We start from the raw sequence: 22,010 nt of genomic DNA on the forward strand, positions 1-22,010 counted from the left end.
ACGGGCAAACCAAGCAGCTTGCCGATCCCCTACACCTTAGCGCCCCTCCCCCGTGGCGCCATTGCTCATTCCTTTCATGATCCCTTCGATCTTCCAGTAGAGCCGGCTCGACTGCGGGACGTAGACCGTCAGGCAGCCGCGGTACTCCGCCCCGACGTTCTGCCGCGTCGTCTCCGGTCGGTGCCGCTTGAGGGAGGACCGCTGGAACTCCTCCGGCGGCACGCCGACCAGGCCCGCCCACCAGCGCACCGCCGCCGCCTCATCCGCGTTCTCGTGAATGTTGACCCGGAACCGCAGAGCGTCGCGGGCGACTCCGAGCGCCTCGACGAAGCGCACGAACAGCAGGATGAGCATCGGGTCACTGTTGACGAACCTGAGCCGGCAGTCGTTGGGTCGCCAGGGCTTCGCCTTCGCACCCTCGCACCAGTAGATCGCCGCGCCTACCAGGATCAACTCACGGTAGCGAAGGTCCTTGACCCAGGCCGCGACCTTCGTCACCGTTTCGGCTCGGGCGGCGTCCCGCACGGCGCGGTATTCGCCCCACTGCGCGTCCGTCATCACCTTGGAGTGCGCCCGGCGGCGGGCCCTCGCCTCGTCGGACTCGCGGTCGAGCGGCAGGTGCCCCACCCACTGGTAGGCGGTCGAGCGGGCCACCCCGACCCGCTTGGCGATTTCCGGGACGCTGCACCCCTGACGGCGCAGGCGAAGTGCCGCCTCGTAGCGCGGCGACATGGATCGGCGAGGGCTGGGTTGCGCCGCCTCGGCGGCGAGCGGATCGACCATGACCAGCAGGTTAGAACACCCGTACGACGTTTTCAGGCATTCATTCGCGGAACTCTCCCGTGCGAACCACAACCCCGCAAGTTACGGTGACGTAGGCGTAACTTTGCGATCTTGCCCGACCCCTCTGCGAGGTGCCATGTCGACCGCTCTGCTCGAACCGAACAACAGCGCCGGCCCGAAACCACTCACCCAGGGGACCCAGTCCCCGGGCATCCTGATCGCCCTCTGGGCCTTCGTGGTGATCCCCTTCGCGGCCCTGATCGCCGCCGTCCCGATCGCCTGGGGCGGCTGGCTGAGCTGGACCGACGTCGCCATCGCGCTGGTCTGGTACGTGGTGTCCGGGCTCGGCATCACGGTCGGCTACCACCGCTACTTCACACACGGCTCGTTCAAGGCCAGGCGCTGGCTGCGGGTCGCGCTGGCGGTCTCCGGTTCGCTGGCGGTGCAGGGCGAGATCATCCAGTGGGTCGCCGACCACCGGCGCCACCACGCCTTCTCGGACCAGGAGGGTGACCCGCACTCGCCGTGGCGGTTCGGCGAGAGCCTCGGCGGCCTGACCCGCGGCATGTTCCACGCCCACGTGGGCTGGCTCTTCGGCCGCGAACTCTCCAACCGGGAACGGTTCGCGCCGGACCTGCTCGCCGACCGGGACATCAACCGGGTGGACCGGCTCTTCCCGCTGCTGGTGACCACCTCGGTGCTCGGCCCGGCGCTGCTGGGCGGCCTGCTCACCTGGTCCTGGCAGGGCGCGCTGACCGCGCTCTTCTGGGGCGGCCTGGTGCGGATCGCCCTGCTGCACCACGTGACCTGGTCGATCAACTCGGTCTGCCACGTGTACGGTGAGCGCCCGTTCGCGGTGCGCCAGGGCGACCGGGCGTCGAACTTCTGGCCGCTGGCCATCCTGTCGTTCGGCGAGAGCTGGCACAACCTGCACCACGCCGACCCGACCAGCGCCCGGCACGGCGTGCTGCGGGGTCAGGTGGACATCTCGGCCCGGGTGATCTGGCTGTTCGAGAAGCTCGGCGCGGCGTACGACGTGCGGTGGCCGAAGCCGGAGCGGATCGCGGCGAAGCTCGTGAAGCCGGCCGCGGAGCGGTAAACCGGGCAGTGCCGGCGCAGGTTACCTGGCAGTATTGCCGGGTGACCGAGCGGAGCGCGGGTGATGTCGGGCGGCCCGGCGGCAGGGGGGCCGGGCCCGGCGCGGGTACGGTCGAACGGCAGACCGGCGCCGGCGGGCCGCCGGCCGAGGGGACGGCGGCGTGAACCCGCACGGCGGAGGCTCCATTCCACGACAGGGCGTCACCGAGCGCCGGCGAGGTGACGACATGGCGGCGGACGCCCCGGGCAAGGACGCTGGTACCGGCCGGCGGCGGGTGGTGCCCGCCGCCGGCAAACCCACCTCGCGGGTACGCATGTCGGCGTCTCAACGCCGCGAGCAGCTGATCCTGATCGGCCGGCAGCTCTTCGCCGAGCGCGGCTTCGACGCCACCTCCATCGAGGAGGTGGCGGCCCGCGCCAAGGTCTCCAAGCCGGTGGTCTACGAGCACTTCGGCGGCAAGGAGGGGCTCTACGCGGTGGTGGTGGACCGGGAGGTCCGCGCCCTGCTGGACCGGGTCACCACCGCGCTGACTGCCGGTCACCCGCGGGAGCTGCTGGAGCAGGCGGCGCTGGCTCTGCTGGCCTACATCGAGGAGGAGACCAGCGGGTTCCGGGTGCTGGTGCGCGAGTCGCCGCTGATGTCGGCGACCGGCAACTTCAGCAGCGTGCTGAACGACGTGGCGCACCAGGTGGAGCACATCCTGGGCGCCGAGTTCTCCAGCCGGGGGTACGACCCGAAGCTGGCCGAGCTCTACTCCCAGGCGCTGGTGGGCATGGTGGCGTTGACCGGCCGCTGGTGGCTGGAGGTGCGCAAGCCGCGCAAGGAGACGGTGGCCGCGCACCTGGTGAACCTGGCCTGGAACGGGTTGTCGCACCTGGAGTCCAAGCCGGGGCTGATCACCGTACGGAAGCGCTGACCGCCGTCAGGGTCGGCGCAGGTGCGCCTCGTGGACCGGGTGGTTGCGGTGTTGCCGCGTCTCCTCGGCGTGCTCGTCGGTGCCGACCTTGTCGTAGAGGCCGGTGCCGAGCAGGATGAGGCCGAAGATCATCGACACCACGACCGTGGACATCGAGAAGTTGAGGAAGTTGGCCTTGGTCTGCAGCACGGACATCATGAGGAGGCTGGTCGCCAGGAACACGACCCCGGCGGTCAGGTTCATGTAGTGACCGAGGTTCCCGCGCCGGGACGCGCCGATGATCAGCACGGTCCCGAAGACCACGGAGACCAGCGCGAACGCCAGGTTGGTGCGGAGCCCGAGCACCCAGTCGCCGTTCCGCTCGAAGAGCGGGTCACCCCAGGTCTGTACGACCCCCCAGACTCCGAACACCAGGATGTAGAGCCCCACCAGGCCGGCGAGGACCCGGTAGATCGGCCGCGCCGGATGGTTTATCGGAAAGTGCACCATCGCCCATCCTCCGTCCCGAATCTCAACAATTCAGGAGGATTGTCACCCCGACCGCCCGCACCTGTCCCCCGAACCGCCAGCCACAGCCCCGCGCCGGAAACGACAGAGGTCCCGCCCGGACCGGCACAAGGCCGACCCGAAGCGGGACCACACCGGCGAGAACCGGGAAACGCAGGAGGATCAGAGCACGAGCCGGGCCTTCTGCCAGGCCTCCTTCTCGTCGTCCGTGCCGACCTTGCCGTACATCCCGACCATCAGCAGCACCAGGCTGAGCACCATCAGCACGATCACCGTGGTGACGCTGAAGTTGAAGATGTTCGCCTCGGTCTGGATGAACGCGAGCCCGCCCAGGCTGATCGCCATCAGCAGGTACGCCAGCCACTGGTTGATGACCACGTCCACGTTGCGGCCGATCGCGGTGCCGGCCAGCACGGCCAGCCCGAGCAGGACACTGACCAGCGAGAAGCCGAGGTTGCTGCCCTGCCCGAGGACCTGCGTGTCGTCCTGGGCGAGGACCTCGTTGCCGGCGCTCGTGACGATGCCGAGCACGCCGAAGACGACCAGGTACAGACCGGTGAGCCCGCCGATCGCCCGGTAGATCGGCCGCGCGGGGTGGTTGACGGGGGTGTGGGCCATGTCTGAGTCTCCAACGCCGTTCGGGTGAGGGTTCGCCGACGATTGTCCCGCACGTGGAGGTGTGACGCCGCACACGGGTGCCGGTGTGCCGGGCACCCCCGTGCGGCGTCGCCGGTCAGCTCGCCGGGATCTCGTCGGCGAGGGTCAGCCACGCCTCCTCGGTCTGCTCCCGCTCGGCCCGCAGCTCCTTGAGCTGGGCGTCGAGTTCGGCGACCTTGGCGTAGTCGGTGGCGTGCGCGGCGAGCTGGTCGAGCAGCGCCGCCTCCTTCTGTTCCAGCTTGGCGACCTGCCGTTCCAGCCGGGCCAGCTCCTTGCGGGCCTGCCGGGCCTCGGCGGCGGACATGCCGGTGGCCGCGGGGGCCTTCGGCTGGGCGGGCGCCGCGGTCTCGGCCGGCGCGGGGCGGCCGGTGGCGCGGGCCAGGTACTCGTCGACGCCGCCGGGCAGGTGCACCAGCCGGCCGTCGCCGAACATCCCGTACGCCGAGTCGGTGACCCGCTCGATGAGGTAGCGGTCGTGGCTGGCCACCACGATCGTGCCGGGCCAGGAGTCGAGCAGGTCCTCCAGCGCGGCCAGGGTGTCGGTGTCCAGGTCGTTGGTGGGCTCGTCGAAGAGCAGCACGTTGGGCTCGGCGGCGAGCAGCCGGAGCATCTGCAGCCGGCGCCGCTCGCCCCCGGAGAGGTCGCCGACCGGGGTCCAGAGACGCCGGTCGTCGAAGCCGAAGATCTCGGCGAGCTGGGCGGCGGAGATCTCCCGGTCGCCGAGCTGCACCCGCCGGGCGACCTCCTCGACCGCTTCGAGCACCCGCAGCTGGCCGGGGAGTTCGGCGAGTTCCTGGGAGAGGAACGCCGGCCGCACGGTGGAGCCGGCGGCGAAGCGGCCGCCGTCGGGGCGGGTGACGCCGGCGAGCATCCGCAGCAGGGTGGTCTTGCCGGCCCCGTTGGCGCCGAGGATGGCGATCCGGTCGCCCGGGCCGACCTGCCAGGTGACGTCGTCGAGGATGATCTTCGGGCCGGCGTGCAGGGTGACGTGCTCCAGGTCGTACACCTGCTTGCCGAGCCGGGCGGTGGCGAGCTTCTGCAGCGACATGGTGTCGCGCGGCGGCGGGACGTCGGCGATCAGCGCGTTGGCCGCGTCGATCCGGAACCGCGGCTTGGAGGTGCGGGCCGGCGGACCGCGGCGCAGCCAGGCGATCTCCTTGCGGAGCAGGTTCTGCCGGCGCGCCTCGGTGGCCGCGGCGACCCGTTCGCGCTCGGCGCGGGCCAGCGTCCAGGCGGCGAAGCCCCCCTCGTAGGCGCGGACTGTCTGGTCGGCGACCTCCCAGGTGGTGGTGCAGACGGCGTCCAGGAACCACCGGTCGTGGGTGACGACGACCAGCGCCCCCTTGCGGCCGATCAGGTGCCGGGCCAGCCAGTCGACGCCGCCGACGTCGAGGTGGTTGGTGGGCTCGTCGAGGATCAGCAGGTCGGAGTCGCGCACCAGCAGCGCGGCCAGGGCGACCCGGCGGCGCTCGCCGCCGGACATCGGCCCGACCGGCTGGTCGAGGCCGAGGTGCGGCATGCCGAGCCCGTCGAGGATGGCGCGGACGCCGGCGTCGCCGGCCCACTCGTGCTCGGCGCCCATGCCCTCACCGAGCCAGGCGGTGCCGAGGACCACGTCCCGCACGGTGGCGTCGGGGGCGAGTTGGAGGCTCTGCGGCAGCCAGGCGACCCGCAGGTCGCGGCGGTGGGTGACCCGCCCGTCGTCCGGTTCCTCCTGCTTGGTGAGCAGCCGCAGCAGGGTGGACTTGCCGGCGCCGTTGAGCCCCACGACGCCGATCCGGTCGGCGTCGTCCAGGCCGAGCGAGACGTCGGTGAGCAGCGGCCCGGCGGCGCCGTAGCCCTTGGACACCCGGTCCAGGTTGACGATGTTGGCCACGACCCACCTTCCATGATCAAGGCGTCCGGTGCCGGCGGGCACGGGACGCCTGGCTTCCAAGGGTACGCGGCGCCACCGGCCGCCCGCGCGGGCGCGCCGACGACGTGATCAACTCGGGCCGCGGCGGTGGCGCGGGCGCCCGGACACCGCCGGCGAACCGGGGTGGATCTTCGAAGGTCAGACGATCCGGGCGCCGGCCACCGGCCCGTGCGCGACCCGGGCCTCCCGGCACACCCCGGCCGCCTCCAGGTCGGCGGCGATCCGCCCGGCGTGCGCCTCGTCGGTGGCGAGGAAGACGCAGGTCGGCCCGGAGCCGGAGACGATGCCGGCGAGCGCGCCGGCCGCCTCGCCGGCCTTCAGGGTGGCGGCCAGGGACGGACGCATGGCGAGGGCGGCGTCCTGCAGGTCGTTGCCGAGGGCGGCGGCGAGCACCCGGGGGTCGCGCTGGCGCAACGCGGCGAGGAGCGCGTCGGTGCTGCCCAGCGGCGGGCGGGCGGCGCCGGCCTCGCGGAGCCGGTCGAGTTCGGCGTAGGCGGCCGGGGTGGAGAGCCCGCCGTCGGCGATGGCCACCACCCAGTGCCAGGAGGTGGGGCGGGCCAGCACCGGGCTGACCGCCTCGCCCCGGCCGGTGCCCAGCGCGGTGCCGCCGTGGATCAGGAAGGGCACGTCCGAGCCGAGGTCGGCGGCGATGCCGGCGAGTTCGTCGCGGGAGAGCCCGGTGCCCCAGAGCGCGTCGCAGGCGACCAGTGCGGCGGCGGCGTCGGCGCTGCCGCCGGCCAGCCCGCCGGCGAGCGGGATCTGCTTGCGCAGGTGCAGCCGGGCGTGCGGGAGGACGCCGGCGTACCCGGCGAGCGCGTGGGCCGCCCGGATCACCAGGTTGGAGTCGTCCAGGGCCAGCTCGCCGGTGCCCTCGCCCTCCATGGTGAGGGTGAGCGTGTCGCCCCGGCGGGCGGTCAGCTCGTCGTGGATCGAGATGGCGTGGTAGACAGTGTTCAGCTCGTGGTAGCCGTCCCGGCGCAGCGGGCCCACCCCGAGGTGCAGGTTGACCTTGGCCGGCACCCGGACCCGGACCGGCCCGCTGGCGCCGCGCCGCTGCTCGTCCTCGTCCTCCGGTCGCCACGCCTCGGTCACGGGGCGTCGTCCCGGTGGCGCGGGCGGACGTCGCGCTTCTCCACGATCTGCTCCTCGACTCCAGTGGCGGCCGGGCTCGGGCCGGCCGTCGACCGGGTGGTACGGGTACACGTGCACCGGTCCTCGGCGGACCCGGCGCCAGCCTACTGGGCGGCGGGCGCGGCGGCCGGAGCCGACGCGGCGATGGCGGCGAACTGCTCGACGGTGAGTGACTCACCGCGTGCGCCCGGATCGACGCCGGCCGCGGTGAGCGCGGCGGCGGCCCGGTCGGCGCCCCCGGCCCAGCCGGCGAGGGCGGCACGCAGGGTCTTGCGGCGCTGCGCGAAGGCCGCGTCCACCACCGCGAAGACCCGTTCCCGGGGCACGTCGGGCCGGGGCGGTTCGCGGCGGGTGAAGGCGACCAGCCCGGAATCCACGTTCGGCACCGGCCAGAACACGTTCGGCGGCACCTTGCCGGCCGCCCGGGCCCGGGCGTACCAGGCGAGCTTGACCGACGGGACGCCGTACACCTTGGAGCCGGGACCGGCGACCAGCCGGTCGGCGACCTCCTTCTGCACCATCACCAGGCCGTGCCGCAGGCTGGGCAGCTCGGCCAGCAGGTGCAGCACCACCGGCACGGCCACGTTGTAGGGCAGGTTCGCCACCAGCGCGGTCGGCGCGGGGTCGGCCAGCTCCGCGGCGCCGATGCGCAGCGCGTCGGCCTGGTGCACGGTGAGCCGGCCGGCGTCCGGGCCGGCGTGCCGGGCGGCGGTCTCCGGCAGCGCCCGGGCCAGCGCCCGGTCGATCTCGACGGCGTGCACGTGCGCGGCGACCGGGAGCAGGGCCAGGGTGAGCGAGCCGAGGCCGGGGCCGACCTCCAGCGCCACGTCGTCCGGGGCCAGCCCGGCGGCGGTGACGATGCGGCGGACGGTGTTCGGGTCGTGCACGAAGTTCTGGCCCAGCTTCTTGGTGGGCGCGACGCCCAACCGGGCGGCGAGTTCCCGGATCTCCGCCGGGCCGAGCAGGCCGGCGCGCGGCGGTTCCACGCCGTCCGGTCCGGCCGGGGACGCGCTCACCACGGGCCGAAGACCCGGTCGCCGGTGGCGGAGATCGCCGCGCAGAGTTCGTCCAGGTCGGCGCCGGTGGTCGCGGCGAGCGACCGGACGGTCAGCGGGACGAGGTACGAGGCGTTGGGGCGGCCCCGGTGCGGCATCGGCGTGAGGTAGGGGGCGTCGGTCTCCACCAGGATCTGGTCCAGCGGGGTCAGCGCGGCGGCCTCGCGGAGCGCCCCGGCGCTGCCGAAGGTAACCGTGCCGGCGAAGCTGAGCAGGTAGCCGCGGCGGACGCACTCGGCGGCGAAGTCGGCGTCGCCGGAGAAGCAGTGCAGCACCACGGTGTCCGGCGCGCCCTCGTCGTCGAGGATGCGCAGCACGTCGGCGTGCGCGTCCCGGTCGTGGATGACCAGCGCCTTGCCGTACCGCTTGGCGATCGCGATGTGCGCCCGGAAGCTCTCCTCCTGGGCGGCGCGGCCCTCGTCGCCGGTGCGGTAGAAGTCCATCCCGGTCTCGCCGACACCACGGACCCGGTCCCGGGCGGCCAGCGCCTCGATCTCGCGCAGCGCCTCGTCCAGGTCGGCCAGCCGGGGCGCCTCGTTGGGGTGCAGCGCCACCGTGGCCAGCACCGCCGGGTACCGGTCGGCGGTCTCCGCACCCCAGCGGGAGGAGTCGACGTCGACTCCCACCTGCACCAGCCGGTCGACGCCGACCGCGGCGGCGACCGCGACGGCCGCGGCGACCGGGTCGTCGGCGGGCCCGCCGCCGGGTACGCCGGCCTCGCTGACGGTGATGTCGAGGTGGGTGTGGCTGTCCAGCACCGGGCTGGGCAGCGGTTCGGGCGCGGGCGGGAACTCCCCGGCCCGCCGGGCCGCCCGGGCGCGGCGGGACCCGGTGCGCTCGGTCGTCTGTTCGGTTGGCTCGGTCATCACCCAAAGGATCACACACCGGCCCGGTCCACCCGACCGCCACCTGATGTTCACCTCGACTACCCAGGGCGACTCTACGGTCGCCGAATGACTGAGCGAACCGTGGCAGCGAGGTGACCGGGTGAGCGTCACCCCTCGGGCCGGCGGCGCCGCCGGCGAGCGGACCGGGCTGCGCGTGGCGTACGCCGGCGCGGTGTACCCGGCCGAGGAGATCGCCCGGGGCGCGGCGTACGAGTTGTTCAGCGCGGACGAGGTGACCGGTTTCGAGCGGTCCCCACGGCCGGGCAGTGCCCTGCCGTGGCGCCGGTTCGTGCACGTCACCGAGGTGAGCGCGGTGTACGGGGCGCCGGTGCCGGCCGAGGAGCCGGAGGCCCCGCTGATGCTGCCGGCGCACCGGGAGCGCGGCTGGGCCTACGTGCAGCAGTTGAGCCAGCAGCCGGCCGCGGCCGGCGATCCGGTGCTCGCCGCGGTACGGGGCTCGGCGGTGGTGCGCCGGGGCACCCGGATGGTCAAGGTGCTCTCGGCACGGCAGGTCGCCGGGTACCTGCGGGGCTGGCTGCCGCACGGTTTCTGCTACCGCGAGCACGACGTGGCGCACCTGCGCAGCGTGCCGGCCACGGCGGTGCTGCGAACCGACGGCGACAGCGGCCCGCCCGACGTGACGTACACGCTGCGCTGGCGGGCGGCCGACCCGGGTGACTACGACGCGCCGGTCGGCGCGGCGCACCGGGGGCTGACGGCGTTGCCGCCCCGGGACCGGCTGGGCCCGCCGGTGCTGGGCACCGGGTTCGTGCCCAGCGGCAGCCAGCTCGTCCCGGAGTTCGTCACCCGGGACTTCGCCGACCTGCCGATGCCGGCGAACGCCACCCTGCTCGCCTACCCCGCCGAGGGGGTGGAGGTGGTGCTCTACAGCTACCAGGCGGAGCAGCGGGGCTGGCTGCGGATGGTCGGCCCGCAGTGGCGGCACCTGCTCGCCGCGGTGCCGGGCCTCGCCCCCGACCAGGAGTACCTGCCGACCGGTGAGGTGCCCCGCTCCACCCAGCTGGTCGGCGCCCACGGCGGCGGCGAGTACGAGGCGGTGGCGGACCTGCCCGGCGGGTTCCGGGTGCTGGCGATGACCCGGGCCGCCCGCTACCCGGTGGACGCGGTGGCCCGGCGGCTGCGCCACGCGCGGTGGCGGGGGGTGCCCTGCCTGGTGCTCCGGGAGGAGGCGGGCTGGCTGCGGGTACGGCTGCGCCGGCCGGACCCGGACGCGGTGACCGCGACCGGGGCGCAGTGCCAGGAGCGGGGCGTCTACGAGACCTGGGCGCCGGCCGCCGAGCTCGCCGACGACCGGGTGGTGGACCTGCCCTACCAGCTGTAGCCGGAATACCGGCCCGCGCGGCGGGAATGCGCCACCGGCGAGTTGCCGACCGAGCCGGACTTCAGGAGCGAGCATGCCCTTCATCACCGTGGGAACGGAGAACTCCGCCCCCATCGACCTGTACTACGAGGATCACGGCACTGGTCAGCCGATCGTGCTCATCCACGGTTTCCCGTTCAACGGCGCGACCTGGGAGAAACAGACCGGTCCGCTGCTGAACGCCGGTTACCGGGTCATCACGTACGACCGGCGCGGTTTCGGAAACTCGGCGCAGCCGGCGTTCGGGTACGACTACGACACCTTCGCCGCCGACCTCGACGTGCTGATGACCGAGCTGAACCTGCGGGACGCGGTCCTGGTCGGCCACTCGATGGGCACCGGCGAGGTGACCCGCTATCTCGGCGTGTACGGCTCGGACCGGGTGAGCCGGGCGGTGCTGCTGGCCCCGCTGGCGCCGTTCCTGCTGAAGACCTCGGACAACCCGGAGGGGGTCGACAAGAGCCTCTTCCAGGGCTTCCAGCAGGCCATCCAGATGGACCGCTTCGCCTACCTGACCGAGTTCTGCAACGCCTTCTTCAACTACCAGGAGAACAAGGGCAGGCTGGTCAGCGAGGAGGCGTTCCGGGCGCACTGGGAGATCGGCGCGCGGTCTTCGGCGAAGGGCATGCACGACAGCGTGGACGCCTGGCTGACCGACTTCCGGGGTGACGTGTCCCGGATCGACGTGCCGGTGCTGATCGTGCAGGGCGACAAGGACGCGGTGCTGCCGTACCCGAAGACCGGGCAGCGGTTGCAGCCGATGCTGCCGGGCAGCCAGTTGATCACCTTGAAGGGCGCCCCGCACGGCACGCCGTGGACGAACGCGGCCGACGTCAACCGCGCGATCCTGGAGTTCATCGGCGCGCCGGCGATGGCCCGCGCCTGACCGGCGACCGCGGCGCGGCCCCGGGGGTTCCCCGGGGCCGCGATCCGCGTACGTCCGGCTCAGCCGGCGAGCCGGGCCAGCTCCTCGTCGACGATCGACGGGTCGAGCTTGCGGAAGACCGGCTTCGGGGCGGCCAGCGGGCGGCCCACCTCCAGCGGCACCGACTCCCAGCGCGCGCCGACCGTGTAGTCACCGGTCAGCACCGGGTACGCCGGCCCGCCGTCGAGATCCTCGACCTCCTCGATGACCGGCATCGGGGCGTGCACGCCGGTGCCGCCGAGCAGCTCGTGCACCTTCTGCGCGGAGTGCGGCAGGAACGGGGTGAGCAGCGTGTTGGCGTCGCTGACCACCTGGAGGGCGACGTGCAGGATGGTGCCCATCCGGGGCTTGTCGGCCTCGTCCTTGAGCTTCCACGGGGCCTGGTCCGACAGGTACCGGTTCGCCTCCGCGACCACCCGCATCGCCTCGCCGATGGCCTGCTTCTGCCGGTGCCGCGCGATCAGGTCGCCGACCGTGGCGAAGCCGGCCCGGGCGGTGGCGAGCAGCGCCTCGTCGGCCTCGGTGAGCCCGGCCGGGTCGACCGGCGGGATCGCGCCGAAGTTCTTGGCCGCCATCGAGATGGACCGGTTGACCAGGTTGCCCCAGCCGGCGACCAGCTCGTCGTTGTTGCGGCGGAGGAACTCGGCCCAGGTGAAGTCGGTGTCGTTGCTCTCCGGGCCGGCGGCGGCGATGAAGTAGCGCAGCGCGTCGGCGTCGTAGCGCTCCAGGAAGTCCCGGACGTAGATGACCACCCGCCGGGACGAGGAAAACTTCCGCCCCTCCATCGTGAGGTATTCGCTGGAGACCACCTCGGTGGGCAGGTTGAGCCGCCCCAGCCGGCCGGCCTCGCCGTCGCGCGACCCCTCACCGGAGTAGCCGGCGAGCAGCGCCGGCCAGATCACCGAGTGGAAGACGATGTTGTCCTTGCCCATGAAGTAGTAGGCGCGGGCGTCCTTGCCCTCCCCGTCGACCGACCACCACTTGCGCCACGCCTCCGGGTCGCCGGAGCGGCGGGCCCACTCGATGGAGGCGGAGAGGTAGCCGATCACCGCGTCGAACCAGACGTAGATCCGCTTGTCGGTGCGGTCCCGCCAGCCGTCCAGCGGGATCGGCACGCCCCACTCCAGGTCCCGGGTGATGGCCCGGGGCTGGAGGTCGTCGAGCAGGTTGCGGGAGAACCGCAGCACGTTGGGGCGCCAGCCCTCCCGGGTGTCCAGCCACTGCCGCAGCACGTCGGCCAGGGCCGGCAGGTCCAGGAAGAAGTGCTCGGTCTCCACGAACTCCGGCGTCTCGCCATTGATCTTGGACTTGGGGTTGATCAGGTCGATCGGGTCGAGCTGGTTGCCGCAGTTGTCGCACTGGTCGCCGCGGGCGCTGGGGTAGCCGCAGATCGGGCAGGTGCCCTCGATGTAGCGGTCGGGCAGGGTCCGGCCGGTGGACGGGGAGATCGCCCCCATGGTGGTCTTCGGCACGATGTAGCCGTTGCGGTACATCCCCTCGAACAACTCCTGCACCACCGCGTAGTGGTTGCCGGTGGTGGTGCGGGTGAACAGGTCGTAGGAGAGCCCGAGGCCGTGCAGGTCCTCCACGATCACCCGGTTGTAGCGGTCGGCCAGCTCGCGCGGGGTGACCCCCTCGGCGTCGGCCTGCACCTGGATCGGGGTGCCGTGCTCGTCCGTGCCGGAGACCATGAGCACGTCGTGGCCGGCCATCCGCATGTACCGGCTGAAGACGTCGGAGGGAACGCCGAAACCGGAGACGTGGCCGATGTGGCGCGGGCCGTTGGCGTACGGCCAGGCTACCGCCGCGAGAACGTGACTCATGACCAGCAAGCCTAGTGACCCGCGCGGGGCGGTCGCGAACCAATAGGGCTCGGCGGGTCGACGTTCCGGCCGATCCACCTCGACCATTGGTCCGATTTGTCGCCGACACGCGCCCTGAGCTGCCGAAGTGACCTCCGGCACCGTGTCCAATGAACGTCGTGACTGGCAGACGAGCGGCCCACGACCGCGACGACCGTCCGTCCGGCCCGGCCGTCGGCGACGCCCGCCGGGACTCGGTCGGGCCGCCGCGCGCCGGCGCCGTCGCGCCGCACCCCCGGCCCGAGGCAACCCCGCCGGCCCCCGCCACCGAGCCGGCGGCCGGGCCGGCCGTCGAGGTCGAACCCACCACCGGGGCGCCGGTGGACGCCGTCCCGCGCCGCGTCCCGCTCCGGCAGCCGGACCGGGCGCGACGCCGCCGCGGGCGGCTGCCCGACGGGGGTACGCCGGACGGCGACGACGGCTTCTGGCCGCCGATCGAGGAGGTGCACTGGGACGGCACGCCGATCCGGGAGGAGCCGCCCCGGGACCGGACGTCGGGGACCGGCCCGACCCGATCCCGCCGGGCCGGCCGCGCTCCGGGCCCGCCCGACCCGTCGCGGGGGCTGGCCGTGCTGCTGGTGCTGAGCCTGGCGGCGGCCTTCTTCGCCTGGGTCAGCGCCGGTCCGTTCTGGGTCGCGGTCGGGCACGCCACGCCGGGCACCGTGGTGGTGGTCGACTGCACCGGCGGCGGGCTGGGCCAGCGCTGCCGGGGCATCTTCACCGCGGCGCAGGGACGCTACGTCGCGCACGGCGTGCGGGTCAGCGGGGTGCCGGCCGGGCGCACCGCGCCGGGCTCCACCGTCGCCGCCCGGATGACCGGCCCGGACGGCGGCACCGCGTACGCCGACGGCGGCGTCGGCGGTCACCTGCGCTGGCTGCTCGGGCTGCTGGCGGTGGCCGGCTGCGCCGCCGGGATCGCCCGGTGGACCGGGGCCACCCGGCTCGCCGACCCCCGGCACCGCCGCTGGGCGGTTGCCGCCGCGGCGGCCGGGCCCGCGCTGATCACGGTGGGCTTCCTCGGCGTCGCCTGGTGAGCCGCGCTCAGGCGTGCACGACCGCGTAGACGTCGCGGCGGCGCAGGCCGAACTCGGTGGCCACCTCGGTGATCGCGTCCCGGCGGGTCAGGCCGGCGGCCTCCCGGGCGGCCACCGCCGCGCGCAGCGTGTCGTCGTCCGGGCGTTCCGGGGCCACCTCCGGGGCGCCCCCCACCACCAGGGTGATCTCACCCCGGGGCTCCTCCTCGGCGGCCCACCGGGCCAGGTCACCGAGCGGGCGGCGGACCACCTCCTCGTACGTCTTGGTCAGCTCGCGGCAGAGTGCCGCCGGCCGGTCGGGGCCGAACGCCGCGGCCAGGTCGGCCAGCGCCCCGGCGATCCGGTGCGGCGCCTCGAACAGCACCAGCGTGCGCGGTTCGCCGGCCAGCGCGCGCAGCCGGGACCGGCGGCCGGCCGGCGTGCGGGGCAGGAACCCCTCGAAGCAGAACCGGTCGCTGGGCAGGCCGGACAGCGCCAGGGCGGTGGTCACCGCGCTGGGCCCGGGGGCCGCGGTGACCGGGACGCCGGCGTCCAGGGCGGCCCGGACCAGCCGGTAGCCGGGGTCGGAGACGCTCGGCATGCCGCCGTCGGTGACGAGGGCGACCAGGTAGCCGGCGGCGAGCACGTCGACCAGTTCCGGGGTACGCCGTTCCTCGTTGCCCTCGAAGTAGGAGACGATCCGCCCCGGCACGGTGACGTCGAGGTCGCGGGCCAGCCGGGTCAGCCGGCGGGTGTCCTCCGCGGCGACCACGTCGGCGGTGCCGAGCACCTCGCGGAACCGGGCGGACGCGTCGGCGGGGTTGCCGAGCGGCGCGCCGAGCAGAACCAGGCGTCCAATTTCGGACATTTCACCCACGATTGCTGCTCCTTCATTGACGGCGGTACCGGTATCGGAGACGACAGGCGCCACCGGGCACCTTCGGAGCCTACGATCGCCGGGTGACGAGTGCGTCGACAGCACAGAGCGCGGATCAGGCGGAGACGGAGCGCACCGCGGCCGGCGGCGACGCCGGCCGGGCGTCCCCGGCGGCCCAGGCCGACGGCGGCGGCGTCCCCGGCATCGTGCGCCGGCGGCTGGCCACGGTCGAGGCCCGGCTGGACGGGCGCTCCTGGCTGGCCACCGCGGTGGTGGTGGCGATCGCGGCGATCCTCCGGTTCGTCGGCCTGAGCGGCCCGAACGGCAAGATCTTCGACGAGATCTACTACGCCCGCGACGGCTGGGCCCTGGTCGACAAGGGCGTCGAGTGGAACTACAAGGACGGCGGCCCGTCGTACGTGGTCCACCCGCCGCTGGGCAAGTGGCTGATCGGGCTCGGCGAGTGGGCCTTCGGCTACTCCGACGCCGAGCACAACATCTCGGTCCCCGGGCACCTGGTCACCACCGCGCCCGAGTTCGGCTGGCGCTTCTCCGCGGCGCTGGTCGGCACGCTCTCCGTGCTGCTGCTGGTGCGGATCGGCCGGCGGCTGTTCCGGTCGACCGCGCTGGGTTGCGCCGCCGGCCTGCTGCTCGCCCTGGACGGCTTCCACCTGGTGCTGTCCCGCACCGCGCTGCTCGACATCTTCCTGCTCTTCTTCGTGCTGGCCGCGTTCGGCGCCCTGGTGCTCGACCGGGACGCCCGGCGTCGCCGCTGGGCCCGGGCGCTGGACGCCGGGCTGGACCCGACCCGGCCCGGCCGGGCCGGGCGGCCGGACACCGGCTGGCGGGACTGGCCGTGGTGGCGGCTGGCCGCCGGGGTGCTGCTCGGCTGCGCCTGCGCGGTGAAGTGGAGCGCGCTGTACTTCCTGCCGGCGTTCGCGCTGCTGGTGCTCCTCTGGGAGGTCGGCGTACGCCGCTCCGCCGGGGTGCGCCGGCCGTGGCGGGACACACTGCTCGACGAACTGCCCTGGCTGGTGCTGGCCGGGGTGCTGATGGTGGCCACCTACCTGGCCACCTGGACTGGCTGGTTCCTCAGCGACGACGGCTACTACCGGCTCGCCGAGCGCTACCCGGACGCCCCGCTCAGCGACACCCCGGTCCTCGGGGCGCTGAACAACCTGTTCCAGTACCACAAGGCCGCCTACGGCTTCCACACCGGCCTGGACGACCCGCACAAGTACCAGTCGTGGCCGTGGCAGTGGCTGCTGCTGGGCCGCCCGGTGGCCTTCTACTGGTCGGGTGACGGGGCCTGCGGGGCGCCGAGCTGCGCCGCGGAGATCCTGCTGCTCGGCACGCCGCTGCTCTGGTGGTCGTTCCTGCCCGCCCTGGTGGCGCTGGTCTGGCTGGGTCTGGCCCGGCGGGACTGGCGGGCCGGGGCGATCCTGCTCTGCGTGGCCGCCGGGCTGCTGCCCTGGTTCTGGTTCGCCCTCGACGGCCGGACGATGTTCTCCTTCTACACCGCGCCGGCCCTGCCGTTCCTGGTGCTGGCGGTGACCTACGTGCTCGGTGCGATCGTCACGCCGGCCGGCCCGCCCGACGGCCAGGTGGCCGTCGACTCCGAGGCCGGGCGGGACCGCCGGTTGGTGGGCGGCGTGGTCGTCGGCGGGTACGTGCTGCTGGTCGCGCTCTGCTTCGCGTACTTCTACCCGATCTTCGTCGGCCGCCTGATGACGTACGCGGAGTGGTCGGCGCGGATGTGGCTGGACGGCCGCTGGATCTGACCGGCGGCCCGGGCCCGGACACGGCCAGTGACCACGGGAAACACGCCCCGCACATAGATGCGCGCCCCGATCGCCTGCCACGGGGGAAGCGGGCGATTGGGGCGCGCATGAAGAGCTTAACCACCGCACACCACCGGCACAACGGGTCGACTTGGGTCAGATTTCCGACGGATGCGCCGCCGGACACATGGTTTACATCCGACAGTCGGCGATGCGACGGCTTTTCGCCGTGATTGGGCTACATTGCCGCCCCTCGATCGGCCGGACTTCGAGTCAGGGCGACCGGCCGGCACCCCGGCCGGCGCCCGCCGCACCGACACGTCCCGCCGAGCGGCGGCCCGACCGGCCTGCGCGCGGGTTCGGGTGGGCGCCGGTGGGCAGCGGTGACGGCGCCGTCACCAGGGTTTCGACTGGCGGGGCAGCCAACCGGTGAACCTGGTCTGCAGGGCCCGCACGGGCGTGCCGTGCAGGTCCTGCGTCGCGGCGGCGAGGCAGGACCCGAGGTACACGCCGAGTGCCGGTCCCCCGCCGTGGTACTCCTCGAGCAGGCGGGCGCGCTTGGCGGCGCACGGCCACTCGGCACCGCAGGTGTCGCAGCTCCAGGCCGGGATCAACGGCAGATGGTCGGTGGGCGAGGCCTGGCCCTCGGGCGCACCACGGTCCATCGCAGGTCCTTTCCGGTACGGGGGACGACGATTCGCTGATCGCCGGCCCACCGTGCATTGCGGACGGACACCGGCAGCTCCCCAGTTGACAATGCGTGAAGCGCCGGTGACCGCTCCCGCGTTACACCGTTGCGGTAGCTTGGCGAGTCGTGACGAGGTCGGAGCGCATCGCGGGCCGGAAGCTGGCCCGGCGAACCCGTCGGCGGCGGCCGGACCGGGCGGTCCCGGCGGGTGCCGGCGATGCGTGACCTGCTGCCGCCGGAGGTGGCCGTGGCGGTGGCGGAAACGGCGGACTGGACCGGTCAGCTGCTGCCGGCCGAGCTGGCCTGCCTCGGCGAGCGCGCGGTGGAGACCCGCCGGCGCGACTTCACCGCCGGGCGGGTCTGCGCGCGACGGGCGATGGCCGCGCTCGGCCTCTCCCCGGCCGCCGTGCCGTCGGCCGCCGACCGGTCGCCGGTCTGGCCGGCCGGGGTGGTCGGCACCATCACCCACACCCGGGGCTACTGCGCCGCCGCGGCGGCACGGGCCACCGAGATCCGTTCCGTGGGAATGGACGCCGAGCAGCACAAGGAACTCGATCCCGGCGTACGCCGGGTGATCTGCCTGCCCGAGGAGGACGAGCGGTGCGCCCGGCTGCCCGCCGGGATCTCCTGGCCGGCGGTGCTGTTCAGCGCGAAGGAGACCGTCTACAAGGTCTGGCACCCGATCGTCGGCAGCTGGCTGGACTTCCACGACGCCCTGGTGACGATCGATCCGGAGGCGGGGACGTTCACCGCCCGCATCGCGCCGGCCCGGGTCGACGCCGCCGCGGTGGCCGCCCCGGCGACGATCACCGGCCGGTTCGCCGTGGAGGCCGGGCTGGTTCGTACGGCGGCGGCGCTGCTGCTTTGAACCGGGTGGGCCGGCAGGGCGGACCATCGACCCGAACAGGGGACCACCGTCGCTCACCGGACACGGAAAGATCCATGGTTGTTTGCGCACGGTAGCGTCAGGCAGTTCTCGATCGTCGTCAGGTGCCAAGGAGTACGGTGAGCCACCCCCAGCCCCCTTACGGGCCGCAGGATCCCCATCCGCAGAACCCGGAGCAGCAGCAGCCGTACCCGCCGACGGCCCCGATGCCGCAGTTCCCCGCCGACCAGGGCGGCTACCCGCCGCCCCCGCCCGCCGCGCCGCCGGCCGGCGACCCGTGGGCCCCGCTGCCTCCGGTCTCCGGCGCGCCGCAGCCCCCGGCGTCGGGTGACCCCTGGGCCGCGCCGCAGCCGCCGACCTCGGGCGCGCCCCAGCCGCCGGTGTCCGGCGCCCCGCAGCCGCCGGTGTCGGGCCAGCCGTGGGCGCCGCCGCAGCCGCCGACCTCGGGCGCTCCGCAGCCGCCGGCCCCGGGCCAGCCGTGGCCGCCGGTTTCCGGCGTCCCGCAGCCGCCCACCCCGGGCGGGTACGGGGCGCCCCTGCCCGGTGCGCCCGGCTACCCGCTCGGCGCCCCGCAGCCGGTCGCGCCGAACGGCGGCGGCAAGAAGAAGACCGTGCTGTTCATCGCCATCGCGGCGGTCGTGCTGACCCTGCTCTGCTGCGTCGGCGGCATCGTCGCGGTCATCGCCGGCGCGGACAAGGCCGCGGACGAGGTGGCCGACGCGCTGCCCACCCCGGTGACCACCACCGCGCCCGACGCGCCGACCGGCCTGCCCACCCCCACCGGCGGCACCGAGACCGACGGCGAGACGTTCAACATGAAGCCGGGTGACACGCTGGTCCTCTCCGACAACGACGGCACCGTCGAGATCACCGTCACGAAGTTCACCACCGCGACCAAGGGCTGCCGTTCGTACGCCCCGAAGCCCGACAAGGGCCTCTACCTGATCGCGCACGTCACCGCCACCGTGACCAAGGGCAAGGGCTCGATCAACCCGTTCTACTTCGAGTGGGTGGCCGAGGACGGCACCACGGTCAACGGCCTGGCCAGCGCCCTCTCCGGTTGCGGCGACACGCTCAGCTCGGGCAACAACCTGCGGGCCGGCAGCAAGCGGACGGGGACCGTGGTGTTCGACGTGGCCGACAAGAACGGCGCGCTGGAGTACCAGCACAAGTTCGAGACCGCGGGTTCCTGGAAGCCGTAGTCCGGCGATATCCATACCGGAGGCCGGCCCCGGTGGGGCCGGCCTCCGGTGCTCGTGTCGAGGTAGCCGAACGCCACCTTCCAGAACGCGGCCAGGGCGGGCGGGTGAGCGCTGTCGAACGTCATGGTCCACGCGTCTCATCAGGTCCTCGACGGCACACCGGCTCGGTCCGCCGACCTACCGGAGCGGGTTCCCCCTCTTCGTCGCGCCCGAGCCGGCATTCGGCCACCCACCGGTCCCGTTCGGTGGTGGTTCCACTCCAGCTCTCCGCCGTCGCGGACCGGACGGGGGCGCAGGTCGGCCACTCGTGTCGAGAATCCGTATCCCACCGCCCTGATGCGCCCACATCGGAGGATTTCCGGGCCGGCGGCAAGCCCTAGCGTTTGTCCTCTCGTGACATCTGGGGGGCCGTATGAGATTGAGAATTCCTATCGCGACAGCGAGCGTGGCGCTGTCCGTGGCCGCTGTCGGCTTGGCCGGCCCGGCGAGCGCCGCGACCACGTCCTCGGTGCAGTGGGGCCAGAAGGGCGACGTGCCCGTGGCTCGGAACTACCTCGGTGACAGCCGCGTCGACCTCGCGGTCTGGCGCCCGTCGAACGGCACCTGGTACGTCCGCGGCACCGCGGCGGTGCGATTCGGCCAGGCCGGCGACATCCCCGTTCCGGCCGACTACACGGGCGACGGCCTTGCCGACCTCGCCGTTTTCCGACCGTCCACCGGCACCTGGTACATCCGGGGCATGAGCGGGATCCGCTACGGCCAGTCGGGTGATGTTCCGGTACCGGCGGACTACAGCGGCGACAGCCGCGCGGAACTGGCTGTCTTCCGACCCGCCAACGGCACCTGGTACATCCGCGGGAAGAGCGGCATCCGCTACGGCCAAGCCGGAGACCGGCCCGTCCCGGCCCACTTCGTCGGCGACGGCCACGCCGACCTGGCCGTCTTCCGACCCGGCAACGGCACCTGGTACATCCTCGGCATGAGCGCCCGCCGCTACGGCCAGTCCGGCGACGTGCCCGTCGCGGCCAGCTACCTCGGCGACAGCCGAGCCGAACCGGCTGTCTTCCGACCCACCACCGGCACCTGGTACGTGTTCGGCACCTCCGCCATCAGCTGGGGTGTCCGGGGCGACCAGCCGCAGCCGGGCAACTATGGCGGCGACGGCCGAGCCGACCGTACGGTCTGGCGTCCCTCCAACGGCACCTGGTACATCCGGATCGAGTCGAGTTCGCCTCCGCCCCCGTGCGATCCGGCCTACCCCGGCGTGTGCATCCCGCCGCCGCCGCCCGACCTGGACTGCACGCAGATCTCCCACCGCAACTTCACGGTGCTGGCCCCCGACCCGCACGGGTTCGACGCGGACAACGACGGTATCGGCTGCGAGACCTGATCCGGCGACGCCACCGCCACATCCCCGGGGAGGCCGCTCCGCACCGGAGCGGCCTCCCCGCTACCGATGGGGTACGTGGGCGCAGTTCTTCGGCAGGTCGTCGCCGGCGACCTGGAAGTCTCCGCAGGTGAGGAAGCGGTCGTTGAACCGGCCGATGGAGAAGCCGATGACCGTGACGGCGGTGACGACAACTACCACCGCGATCCTGGCTCGGCGGTCGGGCAGGGTGAAGTAGTTCGGTGCGAGCAACCGCGCGACGACCCAGACGACGACCGGGAACGCCGCCAGGGTGGCGACGAGCAGGACACGATCGACGACCCGGGCGAGGGCACCTGGCTCGTCGGCCGGAAAGGCCAGCCGCACCAGGGTGAGCAGCAGCGGAGGCGCGAACAGGACCAGCAGCCAGGGGTGGATCCGCGCCCGGGAGCGCATGATCAGGCCGCCCAGCAGCACGACCAGCGCCACCACGAAGAGTTGCTGCCGGAACGGGTAGAGGAGCGTCCGGTACGCGCCGGCGGTGAAAGCGATTTCCCACGCGTACAGGGACGCAGCGATGGTTATGGCGAAGAAGCCACCGAGCCTTCCTCCGCTCGGACCCGTCCGGTCGAACCCCCTCAACAGGTCGTCTTCCGCCAGCTGCCGCCGCCTCGACTCCGCCACGCCGGTTGTTTCCCGCCCGGCGGTGGTCAAAACGGTTGCCCCCGCCGCGGACGGCGAAATCCTCCGGTCTGGCCACGGGTTTCCGTCCACCGCTGGCGGGGACGCGGGTCGGGAGGGGCGGACGGGCCCCGGTCCGCCGCACGACAGGGAGGCGACATGAGCGTGGAGAGGGCCAACGACAAGGTCGAGCAGGTGGCCGGCCCCGCGAAGGCGCAGCTGGGCGACATGAACCGGACCGAGCGGTCGCAGGCGGAACGGGCGATGAAACGGGACGAGATCCGGGGCGGGCAGCCCGGCGAGCACGTCCAGGAGGACGCCCGGGACGTCCGGGAGGACTTCACCGGCTGACCCGGCGGCGCGTGCGCCGACGACGGGCAAGGGCCGTTTCCCACCTC

The 22,010-nt window shown here is 73.4% G+C and carries 21 protein-coding genes; 10 read left to right on the forward strand and 11 right to left on the reverse strand.

Annotation, left to right across the window (positions count from 1 at the left end):
• Positions 1-36 precede the first annotated feature (36 nt).
• Positions 37-783: a helix-turn-helix domain-containing protein gene (locus AC1WTP_RS13795; protein ID WP_481649628.1), complete on the reverse strand. Its 747-nt coding sequence runs from the start codon at positions 781-783 to the stop codon at positions 37-39.
• A 136-nt stretch (positions 784-919) separates the two neighbouring features.
• On the opposite strand from AC1WTP_RS13795, the gene AC1WTP_RS13800 reads away from it, so the two are divergent.
• Together AC1WTP_RS13800 and AC1WTP_RS13805 are read left to right on the forward strand one after the other, a co-directional pair.
• Positions 920-1,882 carry an acyl-CoA desaturase gene (locus tag AC1WTP_RS13800; RefSeq protein WP_481649629.1) on the forward strand — a complete coding sequence of 321 codons (963 nt, stop codon included), beginning with the start codon at positions 920-922 and terminating at the stop codon, positions 1,880-1,882.
• A gap of 226 nt (positions 1,883-2,108) precedes the next feature.
• Entirely contained in the window at positions 2,109-2,798 is a 690-nt protein-coding gene (locus tag AC1WTP_RS13805; RefSeq protein ID WP_481649630.1) for a TetR family transcriptional regulator, read from the forward strand.
• Between the two features lie 6 nt (positions 2,799-2,804).
• Here AC1WTP_RS13805 and AC1WTP_RS13810 read toward each other — a convergent pair whose 3' ends face one another.
• The 6 genes from AC1WTP_RS13810 to AC1WTP_RS13835 form a co-directional block, all read right to left on the reverse strand.
• Positions 2,805-3,287, reverse strand: coding sequence for a DUF4383 domain-containing protein (locus AC1WTP_RS13810; RefSeq protein ID WP_481649631.1), 483 nt, complete (start codon positions 3,285-3,287; stop codon positions 2,805-2,807).
• Between the two features lie 180 nt (positions 3,288-3,467).
• Positions 3,468-3,923: a DUF4383 domain-containing protein gene (locus tag AC1WTP_RS13815; RefSeq protein WP_481649632.1), complete on the reverse strand. Its 456-nt coding sequence runs from the start codon at positions 3,921-3,923 to the stop codon at positions 3,468-3,470.
• Positions 3,924-4,038: 115 nt separating this feature from the next.
• Positions 4,039-5,838, reverse strand: coding sequence for an ABC-F family ATP-binding cassette domain-containing protein (locus AC1WTP_RS13820; protein ID WP_481649633.1), 1,800 nt, complete (start codon positions 5,836-5,838; stop codon positions 4,039-4,041).
• A gap of 177 nt (positions 5,839-6,015) precedes the next feature.
• Positions 6,016-6,969, reverse strand: coding sequence for a 4-(cytidine 5'-diphospho)-2-C-methyl-D-erythritol kinase (locus tag AC1WTP_RS13825; protein ID WP_481649634.1), 954 nt, complete (start codon positions 6,967-6,969; stop codon positions 6,016-6,018).
• 143 nt (positions 6,970-7,112) lie between these two features.
• Positions 7,113-7,994, reverse strand: a complete 882-nt coding sequence (gene rsmA, locus AC1WTP_RS13830; RefSeq protein WP_481649660.1) for a 16S rRNA (adenine(1518)-N(6)/adenine(1519)-N(6))-dimethyltransferase RsmA — start codon at positions 7,992-7,994, stop codon at positions 7,113-7,115.
• Positions 7,995-8,020: 26 nt separating this feature from the next.
• Positions 8,021-8,929, reverse strand: a complete 909-nt coding sequence (locus tag AC1WTP_RS13835) for a TatD family hydrolase (RefSeq protein ID WP_481649635.1) — start codon at positions 8,927-8,929, stop codon at positions 8,021-8,023.
• A gap of 121 nt (positions 8,930-9,050) precedes the next feature.
• Here AC1WTP_RS13835 and AC1WTP_RS13840 point away from each other — a divergent pair, with 121 nt between their 5' ends.
• Together AC1WTP_RS13840 and AC1WTP_RS13845 are read left to right on the forward strand one after the other, a co-directional pair.
• Entirely contained in the window at positions 9,051-10,292 is a 1,242-nt protein-coding gene (locus tag AC1WTP_RS13840; protein WP_481649636.1) for a hypothetical protein, read from the forward strand.
• Positions 10,293-10,365: 73 nt separating this feature from the next.
• Positions 10,366-11,217, forward strand: a complete 852-nt coding sequence (locus tag AC1WTP_RS13845; protein WP_481649637.1) for an alpha/beta fold hydrolase — start codon at positions 10,366-10,368, stop codon at positions 11,215-11,217.
• 59 nt (positions 11,218-11,276) lie between these two features.
• Here the strand turns inward: AC1WTP_RS13845 and metG are convergent, their stop codons facing one another.
• Complete coding sequence (metG, locus tag AC1WTP_RS13850) at positions 11,277-13,079, reverse strand: methionine--tRNA ligase (RefSeq protein WP_481649638.1); 1,803 nt, start codon at positions 13,077-13,079, stop codon at positions 11,277-11,279.
• A gap of 149 nt (positions 13,080-13,228) precedes the next feature.
• Here metG and AC1WTP_RS13855 point away from each other — a divergent pair, with 149 nt between their 5' ends.
• A complete protein-coding gene (locus AC1WTP_RS13855; protein ID WP_481649639.1) occupies positions 13,229-14,152 on the forward strand; it encodes a hypothetical protein in 924 nt (307 codons plus the stop codon).
• A gap of 7 nt (positions 14,153-14,159) precedes the next feature.
• Here AC1WTP_RS13855 and rsmI read toward each other — a convergent pair whose 3' ends face one another.
• Positions 14,160-14,999 (reverse strand): 16S rRNA (cytidine(1402)-2'-O)-methyltransferase, encoded by an 840-nt coding sequence (gene rsmI / locus AC1WTP_RS13860; RefSeq protein ID WP_481649640.1) that lies wholly within the window; start codon positions 14,997-14,999, stop codon positions 14,160-14,162.
• A gap of 92 nt (positions 15,000-15,091) precedes the next feature.
• Here rsmI and AC1WTP_RS13865 point away from each other — a divergent pair, with 92 nt between their 5' ends.
• On the forward strand, positions 15,092-16,789 hold the full coding sequence (locus AC1WTP_RS13865; RefSeq protein ID WP_481649641.1) for a dolichyl-phosphate-mannose--protein mannosyltransferase: 1,698 nt from the start codon (positions 15,092-15,094) through the stop codon (positions 16,787-16,789).
• Positions 16,790-17,184: 395 nt separating this feature from the next.
• Here the strand turns inward: AC1WTP_RS13865 and AC1WTP_RS13870 are convergent, their stop codons facing one another.
• Positions 17,185-17,454, reverse strand: a complete 270-nt coding sequence (locus AC1WTP_RS13870; RefSeq protein WP_481649642.1) for a hypothetical protein — start codon at positions 17,452-17,454, stop codon at positions 17,185-17,187.
• Positions 17,455-17,694: 240 nt separating this feature from the next.
• Between AC1WTP_RS13870 and AC1WTP_RS13875 the strand changes: the two genes are divergently transcribed.
• The 3 genes from AC1WTP_RS13875 (at position 17,695) to AC1WTP_RS13885 (ending at position 20,955) form a co-directional block, all read left to right on the forward strand.
• Entirely contained in the window at positions 17,695-18,345 is a 651-nt protein-coding gene (locus tag AC1WTP_RS13875) for a 4'-phosphopantetheinyl transferase family protein (RefSeq protein WP_481649643.1), read from the forward strand.
• Positions 18,346-18,482: 137 nt separating this feature from the next.
• On the forward strand, positions 18,483-19,565 hold the full coding sequence (locus AC1WTP_RS13880) for a DUF4352 domain-containing protein (protein ID WP_481649644.1): 1,083 nt from the start codon (positions 18,483-18,485) through the stop codon (positions 19,563-19,565).
• A gap of 445 nt (positions 19,566-20,010) precedes the next feature.
• Positions 20,011-20,955: a hypothetical protein gene (locus AC1WTP_RS13885; protein WP_481649645.1), complete on the forward strand. Its 945-nt coding sequence runs from the start codon at positions 20,011-20,013 to the stop codon at positions 20,953-20,955.
• A gap of 60 nt (positions 20,956-21,015) precedes the next feature.
• Here the strand turns inward: AC1WTP_RS13885 and AC1WTP_RS13890 are convergent, their stop codons facing one another.
• Positions 21,016-21,573, reverse strand: a complete 558-nt coding sequence (locus AC1WTP_RS13890) for a hypothetical protein (protein ID WP_481649646.1) — start codon at positions 21,571-21,573, stop codon at positions 21,016-21,018.
• Positions 21,574-21,771: 198 nt separating this feature from the next.
• On the opposite strand from AC1WTP_RS13890, the gene AC1WTP_RS13895 reads away from it, so the two are divergent.
• Positions 21,772-21,963, forward strand: coding sequence for a general stress protein CsbD (locus tag AC1WTP_RS13895; protein WP_447135080.1), 192 nt, complete (start codon positions 21,772-21,774; stop codon positions 21,961-21,963).
• Positions 21,964-22,010: the final 47 nt, after the last annotated feature.

The organism is Micromonospora sp. R311 (genome assembly GCF_056780015.1).

What these genes read in the sequence shown, in the direction of transcription:
- AC1WTP_RS13795 (WP_481649628.1), bottom strand. Translation starts at nt 783, where the DNA reads ATGGTCGATCCGCTCGCCGCCGAGGCGGCGCAACCCAGCCCTCGCCGA.
- AC1WTP_RS13895 (WP_447135080.1), top strand. Translation starts at nt 21,772, where the DNA reads ATGAGCGTGGAGAGGGCCAACGACAAGGTCGAGCAGGTGGCCGGCCCC.
- AC1WTP_RS13855 (WP_481649639.1), top strand. Translation starts at nt 13,229, where the DNA reads ATGAACGTCGTGACTGGCAGACGAGCGGCCCACGACCGCGACGACCGT.
- AC1WTP_RS13800 (WP_481649629.1), top strand. Translation starts at nt 920, where the DNA reads ATGTCGACCGCTCTGCTCGAACCGAACAACAGCGCCGGCCCGAAACCA.
- AC1WTP_RS13875 (WP_481649643.1), top strand. Translation starts at nt 17,695, where the DNA reads ATGCGTGACCTGCTGCCGCCGGAGGTGGCCGTGGCGGTGGCGGAAACG.
- AC1WTP_RS13810 (WP_481649631.1), bottom strand. Translation starts at nt 3,287, where the DNA reads ATGGTGCACTTTCCGATAAACCATCCGGCGCGGCCGATCTACCGGGTC.
- metG (WP_481649638.1), bottom strand. Translation starts at nt 13,079, where the DNA reads ATGAGTCACGTTCTCGCGGCGGTAGCCTGGCCGTACGCCAACGGCCCG.
- AC1WTP_RS13870 (WP_481649642.1), bottom strand. Translation starts at nt 17,454, where the DNA reads ATGGACCGTGGTGCGCCCGAGGGCCAGGCCTCGCCCACCGACCATCTG.
- AC1WTP_RS13835 (WP_481649635.1), bottom strand. Translation starts at nt 8,929, where the DNA reads ATGACCGAGCCAACCGAACAGACGACCGAGCGCACCGGGTCCCGCCGC.
- AC1WTP_RS13845 (WP_481649637.1), top strand. Translation starts at nt 10,366, where the DNA reads ATGCCCTTCATCACCGTGGGAACGGAGAACTCCGCCCCCATCGACCTG.
- AC1WTP_RS13815 (WP_481649632.1), bottom strand. Translation starts at nt 3,923, where the DNA reads ATGGCCCACACCCCCGTCAACCACCCCGCGCGGCCGATCTACCGGGCG.
- rsmI (WP_481649640.1), bottom strand. Translation starts at nt 14,999, where the DNA reads ATGTCCGAAATTGGACGCCTGGTTCTGCTCGGCGCGCCGCTCGGCAAC.
- AC1WTP_RS13805 (WP_481649630.1), top strand. Translation starts at nt 2,109, where the DNA reads ATGGCGGCGGACGCCCCGGGCAAGGACGCTGGTACCGGCCGGCGGCGG.